Annotated in this window: 13 protein-coding genes; 6 read left to right on the top strand and 7 right to left on the bottom strand. The window is 38.8% G+C overall.

Annotated elements, in window-relative coordinates; translation table 11 throughout:
- Positions 1-151 precede the first annotated feature (151 nt).
- The 6 genes from alr to rpmE form a co-directional block, all read right to left on the bottom strand.
- Entirely contained in the window at positions 152-1231 is a 1080-nt protein-coding gene (alr, locus tag DBO93_RS02005) for an alanine racemase (protein WP_108454834.1), read from the bottom strand.
- A 6-nt stretch (positions 1232-1237) separates the two neighbouring features.
- Complete coding sequence (gene dnaB / locus DBO93_RS02000; protein ID WP_108454833.1) at positions 1238-2656, bottom strand: replicative DNA helicase; 1419 nt, start codon at positions 2654-2656, stop codon at positions 1238-1240.
- Between the two features lie 296 nt (positions 2657-2952).
- Positions 2953-3894 carry a DUF4097 family beta strand repeat-containing protein gene (locus DBO93_RS01995; RefSeq protein ID WP_108454832.1) on the bottom strand — a complete coding sequence of 314 codons (942 nt, stop codon included), beginning with the start codon at positions 3892-3894 and terminating at the stop codon, positions 2953-2955.
- A gap of 30 nt (positions 3895-3924) precedes the next feature.
- On the bottom strand, positions 3925-4449 hold the full coding sequence (locus DBO93_RS01990) for a hypothetical protein (protein ID WP_239059075.1): 525 nt from the start codon (positions 4447-4449) through the stop codon (positions 3925-3927).
- The gene (locus tag DBO93_RS01985) at positions 4450-4998 is read right to left on the bottom strand and encodes an RNA polymerase sigma factor (RefSeq protein ID WP_108454831.1); all 549 of its coding nucleotides are present in this window, start codon (positions 4996-4998) and stop codon (positions 4450-4452) included.
- A 238-nt stretch (positions 4999-5236) separates the two neighbouring features.
- Positions 5237-5449 carry a 50S ribosomal protein L31 gene (gene rpmE / locus DBO93_RS01980; protein ID WP_077286181.1) on the bottom strand — a complete coding sequence of 71 codons (213 nt, stop codon included), beginning with the start codon at positions 5447-5449 and terminating at the stop codon, positions 5237-5239.
- 235 nt (positions 5450-5684) lie between these two features.
- Here rpmE and DBO93_RS18855 point away from each other — a divergent pair, with 235 nt between their 5' ends.
- From DBO93_RS18855 to DBO93_RS01955, 6 genes are all read left to right on the top strand, one after another.
- Positions 5685-6356, top strand: a complete 672-nt coding sequence (locus DBO93_RS18855; RefSeq protein ID WP_239059074.1) for a hypothetical protein — start codon at positions 5685-5687, stop codon at positions 6354-6356.
- Positions 6357-6361: 5 nt separating this feature from the next.
- The gene (locus DBO93_RS01975; protein ID WP_239059073.1) at positions 6362-7912 is read left to right on the top strand and encodes a primosomal protein N'; all 1551 of its coding nucleotides are present in this window, start codon (positions 6362-6364) and stop codon (positions 7910-7912) included.
- A 205-nt stretch (positions 7913-8117) separates the two neighbouring features.
- Complete coding sequence (locus DBO93_RS01970) at positions 8118-8573, top strand: SPOR domain-containing protein (protein WP_239059072.1); 456 nt, start codon at positions 8118-8120, stop codon at positions 8571-8573.
- A gap of 329 nt (positions 8574-8902) precedes the next feature.
- The gene (gene hslV / locus DBO93_RS01965; RefSeq protein WP_085306175.1) at positions 8903-9421 is read left to right on the top strand and encodes an ATP-dependent protease subunit HslV; all 519 of its coding nucleotides are present in this window, start codon (positions 8903-8905) and stop codon (positions 9419-9421) included.
- Positions 9422-9443: 22 nt separating this feature from the next.
- Positions 9444-10772, top strand: a complete 1329-nt coding sequence (gene hslU / locus DBO93_RS01960) for an HslU--HslV peptidase ATPase subunit (protein ID WP_108454829.1) — start codon at positions 9444-9446, stop codon at positions 10770-10772.
- A gap of 26 nt (positions 10773-10798) precedes the next feature.
- Complete coding sequence (locus DBO93_RS01955) at positions 10799-11185, top strand: gamma-butyrobetaine hydroxylase-like domain-containing protein (protein WP_108454828.1); 387 nt, start codon at positions 10799-10801, stop codon at positions 11183-11185.
- 57 nt (positions 11186-11242) lie between these two features.
- Here the strand turns inward: DBO93_RS01955 and DBO93_RS01950 are convergent, their stop codons facing one another.
- Positions 11243-13243: a GGDEF and EAL domain-containing protein gene (locus DBO93_RS01950; protein WP_108454827.1), complete on the bottom strand. Its 2001-nt coding sequence runs from the start codon at positions 13241-13243 to the stop codon at positions 11243-11245.
- Positions 13244-13315 lie beyond the last annotated feature (72 nt).

Raw genomic sequence — 13315 nt, 5'->3', positions numbered from 1 at the left:
GAATACAAGTAAATAATATTGATAAAGCGTAAAGTGAAACATTGATAACGTTTTAATAACGATCAATGTTTCATTTTTTCTCTTTTGTTTATTTTGAACCTAGTGTTTAGAAATAACTTTAGTAAACTCCCTTTAATCTTATTAATAATGACTACTCAGCTAACTGAACAAGTACCCGACGAGTAATATTACATAAAAGTTCATAAGGGATAGTTGTCGCAAATGCTGCAACTTCTTCCACGGGTAAATCTTTGCCCCATAACGTTGCAATATCACCTACTTTGTCTTGGCTTTGTGAGCCTAAATCTACTGAGATCATATCCATTGATACTCGACCAATTAACGGTACGCGACGATTATTAATAAGCACAGGCGTACCATTAGTTGCATGACGTGGATAACCATCTCCATAGCCAATGGCAACGACACCTATGGTTGTGCTTTTTTCACTTGTCCAAGTACCGCCATAACCTACAGCTTCTCCTGCCGCTAATTGGCGAACAGATATCAAGCTTGATTGCAAAGTCATCACAGGTTCAATACCTTCAATAACATTATCTGCAGATAATGGCGAAACGCCATACAGTAATAAGCCAGGTCTGATCCATTGATAATGACTTTCTGGCCAAAGTAGAACACCGGCAGAGTTAGCCATACTTTTTTCTGATGGCAGTGCTGACGTTAACTCATCAAATAAGCAAACTTGTTGCTGAGTTGCAGGGTTATCTTTATCATCAGCACAACCTAAGTGGCTCATTAATACTATGGGTTGTTGAACATTTTTTGATTGCGTTAATGCTTGATAAAATGCCGGTAGCTGCTCAGGATTAATACCTAACCTGTGCATACCAGTATCAATTTTCAACCAAACTTTTAACGGGGTAGCTAAATTAGCGTTAACAATTGCAGCAAGTTGCTGTTCGTTATGTACTATAGTTTGTAAATTATTAGCGGCTAAGGTGTTTATATTTTCTTCAGAAAAAAAACCTTCAAGCAAAACAATAGGTTTAACTATTCCCGCCTCTCTCAAGGCAAGCGCTTCATCAATGCGAGCGACACCAAAAGCATCAGCATGAGGTAACGCATTAGCAATTCGCTCTAAGCCATGCCCGTAACCATTAGCTTTTAAAACTGCTAGCACTTTTGCATGGGGAGATAACGATTGAATAAGGCGGTAATTATTGCTTAAAGCCGCTAAATTAATTACCGCGGTTGCTGTGTGTAATGCCATTAGTACTTAGTCTTCATCCAGTACATGCGGGCCAGCATAATTGTCGAAACGTGAGAACTGCCCTTGGAAAGTAAGTGGTACACGACCTATAGGACCATTACGTTGCTTACCTATAATAATTTCAGCCATACCTTTGTATTCAGAATCGTCGTGATAAACCTCGTCACGGTAAATAAACATGATTAAATCGGCATCTTGCTCAATGGAACCTGACTCACGTAAATCTGAGTTAATAGGTCGTTTATCTGCACGTTGCTCCAAGCCACGGTTAAGTTGCGATAGAGCGACAACCGGCACTTGTAATTCTTTAGCTAAGGCTTTTAATGATCGAGATATTTCAGCGATTTCTAGCGTTCTGTTATCGGAAAACTGTGGTGCACGCATCAGTTGAAGGTAATCAATCATAATTAAGCTGATACCTCCATGATCTCGAGCAATACGTCTTGCTCTTGAGCGCACATCTGTTGGTGTCAAACCTGCAGCGTCATCGATAAACATTTTACCTTTTTCGATTAATAAGCCCATGGTTGACGATAAACGCGCCCAATCTTCATCTTCTAATTGCCCGGTACGAATTTTAGTTTGATCAATGCGACCAAGTGAGGCAAGCATTCTCATCATCAACTGTTCTGACGGCATCTCTAAACTAAAAATTAGCGCGGGTTTATCTTCTGTCATCGCCGCATTTTCTGCCAAGTTCATCGCGAAGGTTGTTTTACCCATCGATGGACGACCTGCAACAATAATTAAATCTGATTTTTGGAAGCCAGCGGTCATTTTATCGAGATCAGTAAAGCCGCTTGAAACACCAGTAACACCGTTAGTGGGTGATGCACAAAGTTTTTCAATACGATCAACTGTTTTTTCCAATACCGAACTGATGTTCTCTGGACCTTCAGATTTATTTGCTCGTTGTTCAGCAATAGCGAAAATCTTGGTTTCAGCGAAGTCGAGTAAGTCTGCACTGGTGCGCCCTTGCGGATCATAACCTGCTTCAGCTACTTCATTCGCAACACTGATCATTTCACGCGTAACGGCACGCTCACGTACAATATCTGCATAGGCAGTAATATTGGCGGCACTGGGCGTGTTTTTCATCATTTCAGCGAGATACATAAAGCCACCGGCATCATCAAGCTTTTGATCGTTTTCAAGTGCTTCAGATAAGGTGATCAAATCGACAGGATTACCTAGCTCAATTAAGCGGCCAATAGTTTCAAAGGTAATGCGATGAGAACGGCTATAAAAATCTTGTGCAACTACACGCTCACTGACTCGGTCCCAAGTTTCATTATCTAATAATAAACCACCTAGCACAGACTGCTCAGCCTCTAATGAATGTGGCGGAACCTTTAATTCATCAATTTGTTTATCTCGAGGAAATTGGTTGTTTTTACTAAACTTGGCTGGCTTGCGATCGGCCATATCACACCTTAAATGCTTGGCGATAATCTCAGCTAATGAAAGAAAATAATCTTCAATAGCGTAATAAAATTATTCGAAAATAAAGAGAGCTAATGTAGCAGAAATTCACCTTAAGCAAAATGATAAAACAAAAAGATTTATTTCATATACATTAAGTTTTTCGAGATATTGAAAGTGTTATTTATAGTGCTGTGGAAGATAATAAATTTGATTAAAATATAATGGGATTTACCGGTAAAATTTAGGCTATTCAAATACCGTAGACGAACGCCTCAAAACATGAGGCGCTGCTGATATTATTTAACTTCTATACGACCACTCACGGTACTTGCTCGCACTGAGCCACTGGCATTACCGGTTTCAAAAGACAATTTAGAACTTGGACCATATTTAGCGCGTCTAGCTTTTGCTGATGTTAGGCCATTGACAATGTTTCCCCCGGCATTAGTTTTTAAATTAAAACTCGCTTGTACTTCATTTTTAAAGTCGACCGTTAAATCACCACTGACACTCGACATTTTCACCAAGCCATTTTCATTTAATGATAATTGGCTTTCAAATTCACCGCTCACCGTTGAAACAATTAATTCGTCAACTTTTGCGAGTTTTAATTCAATGTCACCCGACACTGAATTAGCTGATACTTCATTAGCTGTAGAACTTGAGGTTAAGTTGCCGCTCACCGTTTTAAAAAGTGCTCGCCCAGACGAGTTTCGATCATGAATGTCGCCACTTACCGATGACAAACGTAATTTTCCTGATAAGTTTGTACTTTCGATATTGCCACTGACCGTTGCTAACTCGATCTGTTGCATAAGATCTTTAGCATTAATATCACCACTAACAGTTTGTATTTCACTGCCATGAGTAAAGTGGCTAATATTAATATTTGAAGATACGCCTTTAAAGCTAACACGTACATGTTTAGGCATTACGATAGTAAGATCTGAACCTTCAACGCCCCATCCACTATGACTGTTGTTTGGTATTTCAACTTTAATAATGATACGCGAACCTGACTTTTCAAACGTTAAGCCTTCAGCTTTATTGTCTAACTCACCCGAAACTGAAACCGTATCGCCACTGTTACCTATAACCGTTACTTCACCGCGTAAATTTTCAATACTGACATTGGTAATATTGCCTAACAACATTGACTCATCGACACGTTCGCCAGCCACACTAGGTATTGCCGTAATCAACAGCAAAAGGGGTAAAAAATTACGTAAGCTTCTCATGTTAACCTCTTATATCGAGTCTAATAACGACTAAATTTTTTGCCACTGGGGGCTATATAATTGTGTCAGCAAATCTAACTCTTGCTGCTGTGTCCAACGTAATAAATTTAATAAATCACTATTATTAGGATCATCTGCTAAGGCTTTGCTAATCGTTTTTTGCGCAGAGCTTAGCTTAACTAATTCGGCCTGCATTGCCACCGGCAACTGCCTAATATCTGGTGTACCAAAACTCACCAACATACTTTGTTTTTGTTGTTCAAAGTCTTGTTGCATTGCAGCAACTAAGTTTACCGATGGCATACTTGTCAAAGGCTCAGGGCTTATTGTAACCCAAGTGAGCAATACCGCAGCAACTAGAGAAGCGGCCCATGCAACAGGCATAAAGGTTTTGCGCTTGCTATGATTATTTGTTGTGGTTACTTTTTGGTTAATTGCTTTGTCGATACCAGACCATAAATCACGCTCAGGCGTTATTTCTTTGGGAAGCTGTGCAATCGCTTCTTGTAAGCGTTGTTCCGTATTTTTATTAACATTCATCGTTTCTTTCATCATTTACTCACTTAACGACTCGCGTAATAAGCCTCTAGCTCTATGGTATTGGGCTTTACTTGTGCCTACCGCCATGCCTAACATATTGGCAATTTCTTCATGACGATAACCCTCAATAGCAAATAAAACAAAAACCAGTCGTGCTCTTTCAGGTAGTGTTTGAATTTTTTTATCTAAGTTTGAACAATCTGGCATTTCAACTGTAGCAACTTCAATAGTTTGATCTTCAATACTAAAAATACGTTGTATCCAGCTTTTATTTTTACGAATATGTCCTAAAACAATATTTGTGGCGACACTATGTAACCAAGTTGAAAACTTACTTTCACCACGAAAATTACTGATTTTTTGCCACAATTGTACAAAAACTTCCTGACAAACATCTTCAGCGCTGTCTTTGTCGGCTAGCATACGCCAACACAACGCATAAATACGCCGGTGGTAGTTTTTATAGAGATGATGAAATGCTTGCTGATCTCCTTGCTGAGCTTGCGCGATCCATTGCGGCTCCAGATCTGGGCTAAAACATTCATTGGCATCAATAATTTTCAACTTATCCAAAAAGTAAATTCTCGACGTATTTCATCATTATTAAGTTAGATGCAGTATGCCGCAAAAGGGTTTAAAAAAAAGTAAAAATAAAATAACTAAAAACAAAAGCGAGTGCGGTGATGCATTAAAAATACAATCATACTCATAAATATGAGCATATTATTAGCAGGTAGGAAAGTTAATTTTTGGCAAAAAAAAAGCACCAAAGGTGCTTTTTTCATCTGGTATATTAGCAGAATTACTTCTTGCTAAGAGCACCAAAACGCTTGTTGAATTTATCAACACGACCACCAGTCTCAGCAGCTTTTTGCTTACCAGTGTAGAATGGGTGACATTCTGAACATACGTCTAAATGTAAGTCTTTACCTACAGTTGAACGAGTTGTAATAACGTTACCACAAGAACAAGTTGCCTTGAACTCTACATAATTTGGATGAATACCGTCTTTCATGGGAAACCTCTGTTAAGGCCGTATCGCCACTTGATCAGTCATTATTGCTGCCAAGCACCATACGAGTTAAAAATAATGGAGGCGAATGTTATAGGATCATTATCGCTATAGCAATAAAAATCGCTAAAAAAGTAGGCACTTTTTAACATTATTACATTAAAACAAAAATAGCTTCATTTTGTAGCTTGGCATTGCGTCATTTAGCAGTAGAATAAGCACAACATTTGGTTTCAATATGGCAGTATTTTTGGCAATACCTTCTACAGACATTTATGTGCAAGTTGCAATACCGGTGCCTATGCGCCAGTTGTTTACTTACAAAGTACCTGCCGAATTAAATACTAAAACTATCACATTAGGTGAACGAGTAATTGTGCCTTTTGGCTCTCGCCAAGTGATCGCCATAGTTTTGTCGATAGATGAAAGCACAGAATATGCGCCAGAAAAAATAAAGTCTGTATTGAGTAGAGTCAGTGATAGCTTTAATTTTTCACCCACACTACTCAATTTCATTCAGCGCTGTAGCGACTATTACCATCACCCGATTGGTGATGTATTCCAACAAGCATTACCCGTGCTGTTGAGACAAATAAAGCAACCTGACGTTGAATTACCCCAAATTTGGTTAACAAAATCAGACTTAAGTAATGAAGAGCAAGCAACCACAGCTAAACGCTCACCCAAACAAGCTGAATTATTAACTATGCTTAAGCAACACCATGGCATGACATGGTCAGAGTTATTAACGCTTGGCTTTAATAAAGTACAGCTCAACGCTTTAGAGAAAAAACAATTTATTTACAGTAAAACCCGAACAGTTTCTCAATTTAAGTGGCAAGATCAAGCATTACAACAAGAAAATAAGCTCGCATTATCCCCGAGCAAGCCATTATTGTTGCTACCGTAAAAGAAATGCAATCGCAGTTTTCTTGTCACTTAGTCGACGGTATAACCGGCAGTGGTAAAACAGAAGTATATTTACAGGCTATTGAACAAATATTAGCAAAAAGTCAGCAAGTGCTAGTCTTAGTGCCTGAAATAGGGCTTACACCACAAACCCTAAGCCGTTTCGAACAACGTTTTAATGTACCTATTAGCTTGCATCACTCGGGGTTAAACGATAAAGAGCGTTTACAAACTTGGTTAGAAGCTCAGCGCGGTACAGCAGCGATTGTAATTGGTACACGTTCAGCTATATTCACACCGCTACATGATCTAGGTCTTATTATTGTTGATGAAGAGCACGACGCCTCATTCAAACAACAAGACAGTTTTCGCTATCATGCTCGCGACATTGCCATACTAAGAGCCAGACAACTTGATATCCCTATTATATTAGGCACAGCAACACCAAGTTTTGAATCGCTACAAAATGCCTTAACGGGAAAATACCATTATCATCAATTGCGCAAGCGTGCTGGTAATGCCTCAACGGCTAAAATAACCCTTATCGATGTTGCACAGCAACAAATGGAACATGGGCTTTCTGGCACCTTAAAGCAAGCCATTAAAAACACCCTTGCCCGTGGCGAGCAAGCCTTAATTTTTCTTAATCGTCGGGGTTATGCTCCAGCAATTAATTGTCAAGAATGCCATTGGGTAGCAGATTGTCAGCGTTGCAACAAACCTTACACGCTTCATCAAGGGCAAGGATTACTCATTTGCCATCATTGTGGCAGCCAAAAGCGCATACCTCCTCAATGCCCAAGCTGTGGAAGCGTACGTATTAAACCAATTGGCCAAGGTACAGAGCAATTAGAAGAAAAAATTAGCAGCCTTTTTCCTGATTACTCTACCGTAAGAATCGACCGGGATAGCACGCGTAAAAAAGGCGCATTAGCTAAGCTCTTAACCGAAGTGAGTAATAAAGAACACCAACTGTTAATTGGTACGCAAATGTTAGCCAAAGGTCATCATTTTCCAGATGTCACCTTAGTAGCGGTACTTGATGTAGACGGTGCACTTTTTAGTTATGACTTTCGCGCAGCAGAGCATATGGCGCAATTACTTGTTCAGGTATCAGGACGAGCCGGTAGAGCAAGTAAACCGGGTCGAGTAATGGTGCAAAGTAATTTCCCTGAACATCCTTTATTACAAGATTTAGTCAACAATGGTTATCAACATTTTGCTAAACAAGCATTGATAGAGCGCCAACAAGCCTTATTACCACCATTTAGTTTTCAAGCTTTATTTCGCGCCGACGCTAACTACCCTTCTTATCCAGAAAAGTTTTTACGCGCCATGACAGAAATGCCTTTTGAAGGCTGTCAGTTTGCGGGTCCTGTTCCTGCAGCAATGGAAAAAAAGGCCGGTAAATTTCGTTTTCACTTAATTTTGCAAGCAAAATCAAGAAAACAACTGCATCAGGCGGTCTTTAAACTTATTCATCAAAGTGCAAATAATGAATGGCAATCAAAAGTGAGATGGTCAATTGATATCGATCCAGTCGACTTGAGTTGGTAATTCGCTAAGTCTGAGAAAAGTTTATTTACAAGTTAATCAACTCAATGGGTGTTATTTCTTTACCAGTTGGTTAGAATTGGCGAAAGTCTTCAGGTATTTATTTTCCATGGCACATCAAGATTACGTTTCCCGCTCGCGAGCAAAAAATAAAAAGCAAAGTCCTTATAAAAAAAATGAGCAACCGCCTCAGGGACTTTCGACGAAATTGAAATTAATTACAGCATTTCTCATTATCGCTATACCTAGCTTTAGCTATATGTTGTGGAGTATTAAAGACAAACAACCTGAAACCGTTATTGAACCTAAAGTCATTAAGGCTAAGAAAAAAGCAGCAGAACTTCCTGAACTTCCGGAAGAAAAATGGACATACGTTGACGACCTAAAAAGCAAACAAGTTGAAGTGGGTGAATATGAAGTTACCCAAAGAGGTCCTTATAAAATGCAATGTGGTTCGTTTAGAACTCGTAAACAAGCTGAATCATTAAAAGCAAAAATCGCTTTTACAGGTTTAGAGGCGCAAGTGAGTAAAGCAACGGGCACCTCATCGGTCTGGTATAAAGTTTACTTAGGTCCTTATACGAAGAAGCGTGAAGCAGAAAAAGATAAACACAAATTAAAAAATAACTCAGTACATGGCTGTAAAATATGGGGCTGGGATTAATAAAGCTTAACAATCTACCAATATGAATACCTCCTGTGCAGCTGATAATCTTTGGCTGCTCATACCTCAATATAATATATACATTCAGGCAAGTGTAATTAGGCATTTATGCCAACAAATCAATCTTATAATATACCTTCATCAAGCGACCTTAAAAACTAAGCGTATTAACATCTAACTAGCCACTTAAAACGGCTAGCGAACAAGCGATTAAACTACTCGCTGGTTATTAATCATCGCTGCTCCCTTGAAAAAGCTCAAGCTACCCCTTATCTAATCTACATTAGACAAGCCGACTATCTCAGTTGGTAATATGTAAGAGGTTAATTGTGACTACTATTGTTTCTGTCAGACGTAATGGCAAAGTTGCCATAGGTGGTGATGGTCAAGTTTCCCTTGGCAACACTGTAATGAAAGGCAATGCGCGTAAAGTACGCCGCTTATACAATGGCAAAGTACTGGCCGGTTTTGCTGGCGGCACAGCTGATGCCTTTACTTTATTTGAACGTTTTGAAAGCAAGTTAGAAATGCACCAAGGCCATTTAACGAAAGCGGCGGTTGAGCTTGCAAAAGATTGGCGCAGCGATCGTGCACTGCGCAAACTTGAAGCTTTGTTAGCGGTTGCCGATGAAACAGCCTCGCTGATCATCACAGGTAATGGCGATGTAGTGCAACCTGAGCATGATCTTATTGCTATCGGTAGTGGTGGTAACTTTGCACAATCGGCTGCAACAGCACTACTAGAAAACACCGAACTTTCTGCGAAAGAAATTGTTGAAAAATCATTAAAAATTGCCGGTGACATTTGTGTATTTACCAATCAGCAACACGTGATTGATGAACTTTAACCGCCAATTGTAAGGAATTAATATGTCGAATATGACACCACGTGAAATAGTTCACGAACTCGATAGCCACATTGTTGGTCAAGCGGATGCCAAACGTGCCGTCGCAATAGCGCTAAGAAACCGCTGGCGTAGAATGCAACTTAATGAAGAGTTGCGCGATGAAGTTACCCCTAAAAACATTCTGATGATTGGCCCTACAGGTGTCGGCAAAACAGAAATTGCTAGACGTTTAGCCAAGTTAGCCAACGCCCCTTTTATTAAAGTTGAAGCGACTAAGTTCACAGAAGTAGGTTATGTTGGTAAAGAGGTTGAAACGATAATTCGCGACCTTGCTGACATGGCTATTAAAATGACCAAAGAACAAGAAATGACGCGTGTTAAGCACTTAGCCGAAGAAGCTGCTGAAGAGCGTATATTAGATGTTTTATTACCATCAGCACGTGATGGCTTTGGTAATGACGAACAGCCAGATAATAGCTCTACTCGCCAAGTATTTCGTAAAAAATTACGTGAAGGCCAACTTGACGATAAAGAAATTGAACTTGATTTAGCTGCCGCTCAAATGGGTGTTGAAATCATGGCACCTCCAGGCATGGAAGACATGACCTCGCAGTTGCAAAGCATGTTCCAAAACATGTCGAGTGAAAAAACAAAAAAGCGTAAGTTAAAAATCAAAGACGCTTTTAAGGCTTTACAAGAAGAAGAAGCCGCAAAAATTGTTAACCAAGACGACATCAAAGAAAAAGCGATATATCAAGTTGAACAAAACGGCATCGTATTTATTGATGAAATAGATAAAATTTGTAAACGCGGTGACAGCTCAGGCCCTGATGTTTCAAGAGAAGGTGTGCAACGTGACTTACTACCATTAATTGAAGGCTCTACCGTTAGCACTAAACATGGCATGGTTAAAACTGACCACATCCTCTTTATTGCTTCAGGCGCCTTTCAAATGTCAAAGCCATCTGACTTGATCCCAGAGCTACAAGGCCGATTGCCGATTCGTGTTGAATTAAAAGCGTTAACCACTGATGATTTTGTCAGGATATTAACCGAACCTAACGCTTCACTGACCGAGCAATATATTGCCTTGTTAGCGACTGAAGGCGTTGATATTTCATTTAGCAAAGATGGTATTCAAGCTATTGCGAATGCAGCATGGCAAGTAAACGAAAGTACTGAAAATATTGGTGCGCGTCGCTTACATACTATGATGGAGCGCTTAATAGAAGAGCTTTCGTTTACCGCGAATGACCGTGCAGGTGAAACGATCCTCATCGATGCTGATTTTGTTGCTAATATCTTATCTGATTTAATTAAAGATGAAGATCTTAGCCGCTTTATTTTATAATTAGCGGTTAGTATCAGGAGTTAAACATGAGTAATATAAGCCGCTTCATTATCAATAAGGCTGCATCGGTTTTATCTGTTTTTTTTGAAAATGATAAACAAGAAAGCCATAAAACTATTGATTTGAATATCGAATATTTACGTGTGTTTGCTCCAACTGACGACAAAGGTAAAGCCACAGGCGAAATACCTAAGGTCTATCATAAGAAACAAGTACAGTTAGTAGAAATTGAATCGGTAGGCAAGTATGGCTACCGGTTCATTTTTGATGATGGACACAGCAATATATATCACGACGATTATTTATTACTATTAGCGGCTGAATATCAACAACGTTGGCAGCGTTACCTTGCCAGTACAAGTACCGTAAGTAATAGCCGAGAGGCAATGATAGAGATTAAAGAAGTTAAATAACATCAGCTATATGATGCAATTAATAGCATCATATATCGTCACTAAATTCATGCTGAGTTATTTCCGTCTAAAGTATTTAGTAAACGCTTCTTCACTTATTGGTTTGCTAATAAAATAGCCCTGAACCGCATCACAGCCAATATTACGCAATAATTGTAATTGCTCTTTTGTCTCAACGCCTTCTGCCAGAACACGCTTACCTAAGCCATGTGAAAGTTCAATCATAGTTTTCACTATGGTTAAGTCTGAATCGTTAGAAGCAACTTCTTGAATAAAGCTCCGATCAATTTTTATTTTATCAATCGGTAACCTTCTTAAATATGCCAATGATGAGTATCCTGTACCAAAATCATCAATCGACACTTTAATGCCCATATTTTGTAACTCTATTATGGTTTTCATTACTAACTCAATATCCGTTATAACCACATTCTCTGTAATTTCTAATTCAAGATAAATAGGCGGAATAGCATATTTTTTAAGGAGAGTTTGAATATTTCGAATAAAGTTAGAGTTTTGAAACTCATCTGCCGTAATATTTATGGCTAAAGGGACTCGTCGATTATATTTTTTATACCATTTTTCAATTGTTTGACAGGTTTTTTCAAGCACATAATTATCTAACTCACTAAATAAATTAAGCGCTTCAATATCAGCAAAAAACTGCCCTGGTGCTAACACCCCCTTTTCAGGGTGTTGCCAACGAACTAATACTTCGGCGGCTTCTAAACGGTTTTGCTTCAAATTTAATTGTGGTTGAAAATGTAAAATCAGCTCTTCATTTGCTATAGCTTGGCGAATTTCTTTTTCCATTGCCATCAAATGTCGACCGTGTGACTGCATACCTGATTCATATTTAACAGTTCGAATATTAAGGCTTTCAGCTTGAAAAAGCGCTAGGTTAGACTTTTGCAGTAGCTCATCAGCATTATCGGCGTCAGTAGGAAATTCACAATAACCAATACTGCATTGTAAGTGCACCTCATGTTGCTCAATTTGATAAGGGTGAGCAATTAAAGCGTGCAGATGCTCTTCAGCTGTCAACTGCTGGCGCTCAGTACTGTAGTTAATAACATACATGAATGAGTCGCCGCTCAAGCGCCCTACAACTTTAGGTTGCAATAGGCTTTGCGTTAACCTGCGGGCAGTTTCACCCAGAATTAAATCACCAACTTTTAAGCCATAAGTATCATTAACGAATTTAAATCTCTTGAGATCAAGTAAGTAAACACAAAGTTTATCTCCGTTCTCGCCAGCAGTTTGCATTTCGTGTGTTAATTTTTCGAGTACCTGTTCACGGTTTAATGCGCCAGTTAGCGCATCGTGCTCATCTAAATATTTAGCGCGATTAATAGCTGTGTCCGCGATATTTCTTTCTGCGCCTTGCATCCATATAAGTATAATAAAACCTAATGTTGTATGAATGCCTAGGTCAACATAAATCAACCATTCAGTTAAATGCCTAAACCAGTCTTCGGTTAATGAAATAATAGAAGTAAATGAAAAGGCTAAATATCGAATGCCAACAAGCACACAGTAAACTAATAAAATTTTTCCAGAAAAATGTTCTACATCAGAGGAGTATAAATAGCATGCTGCAACAATAAATCCACAACCAAAAATAAATGCAGCTAAACTTTCACGTAGATAAAAGCGATTAAAAACATTTGCACTATCAAAGCCATAAGGCAGAACAGCGATGCAACTGAGAGTTATCACAACGAGCACACCAATAATAAGCACTCGAGGGTTAATTGGAGCTTTTTTTGTCGCGCTGTAAATACCCAACATCAAGAATAAGAAGTGAAAATATTGACTTATTTGTCTTATTAACGCTAGCGATGTATCAATGAGACTGCCAATGTTTTGTTGGCTCAAAGTACTTTCTAAAGCGAGAGATAGTTGGTTTACAGCTAAGGCGGTTAAACTAAATAGCCAATATTTAACATAGGTACGTCCAAAACCTCGATAATAAGCGAGGAGAAGTAAAGCAAGAATGCTAAAAATAAGAGTTTCTGTGGAATAGATTAAGCTATGGGCAAATTCCCGAACAGCCATAAATGCAACTATTAATAATAGATAATAATGGCTATTAAATAATGTTTTTTAATGAATTACAAGTTAGCAACA

This window comes from Colwellia sp. Arc7-D, assembly GCF_003061515.1.
Classification (GTDB): Bacteria; Pseudomonadota; Gammaproteobacteria; order Enterobacterales; family Alteromonadaceae; genus Cognaticolwellia.
This window is presented reverse-complemented; position numbering and strand designations above follow the sequence as displayed.

Excerpts from the sequence above, each read along its gene's own strand:
- DBO93_RS01990 (WP_239059075.1), bottom strand. The coding sequence starts at position 4,449 with ATGATGAAAGAAACGATGAATGTTAATAAAAATACGGAACAACGCTTA.
- hslU (WP_108454829.1), top strand. The coding sequence starts at position 9,444 with ATGTCGAATATGACACCACGTGAAATAGTTCACGAACTCGATAGCCAC.
- alr (WP_108454834.1), bottom strand. The coding sequence starts at position 1,231 with ATGGCATTACACACAGCAACCGCGGTAATTAATTTAGCGGCTTTAAGC.
- dnaB (WP_108454833.1), bottom strand. The coding sequence starts at position 2,656 with ATGGCCGATCGCAAGCCAGCCAAGTTTAGTAAAAACAACCAATTTCCT.
- DBO93_RS01975 (WP_239059073.1), top strand. The coding sequence starts at position 6,362 with ATGCAATCGCAGTTTTCTTGTCACTTAGTCGACGGTATAACCGGCAGT.
- DBO93_RS18855 (WP_239059074.1), top strand. The coding sequence starts at position 5,685 with ATGGCAGTATTTTTGGCAATACCTTCTACAGACATTTATGTGCAAGTT.
- DBO93_RS01995 (WP_108454832.1), bottom strand. The coding sequence starts at position 3,894 with ATGAGAAGCTTACGTAATTTTTTACCCCTTTTGCTGTTGATTACGGCA.
- DBO93_RS01950 (WP_108454827.1), bottom strand. The coding sequence starts at position 13,243 with ATGGCTGTTCGGGAATTTGCCCATAGCTTAATCTATTCCACAGAAACT.
- rpmE (WP_077286181.1), bottom strand. The coding sequence starts at position 5,449 with ATGAAAGACGGTATTCATCCAAATTATGTAGAGTTCAAGGCAACTTGT.
- DBO93_RS01955 (WP_108454828.1), top strand. The coding sequence starts at position 10,799 with ATGAGTAATATAAGCCGCTTCATTATCAATAAGGCTGCATCGGTTTTA.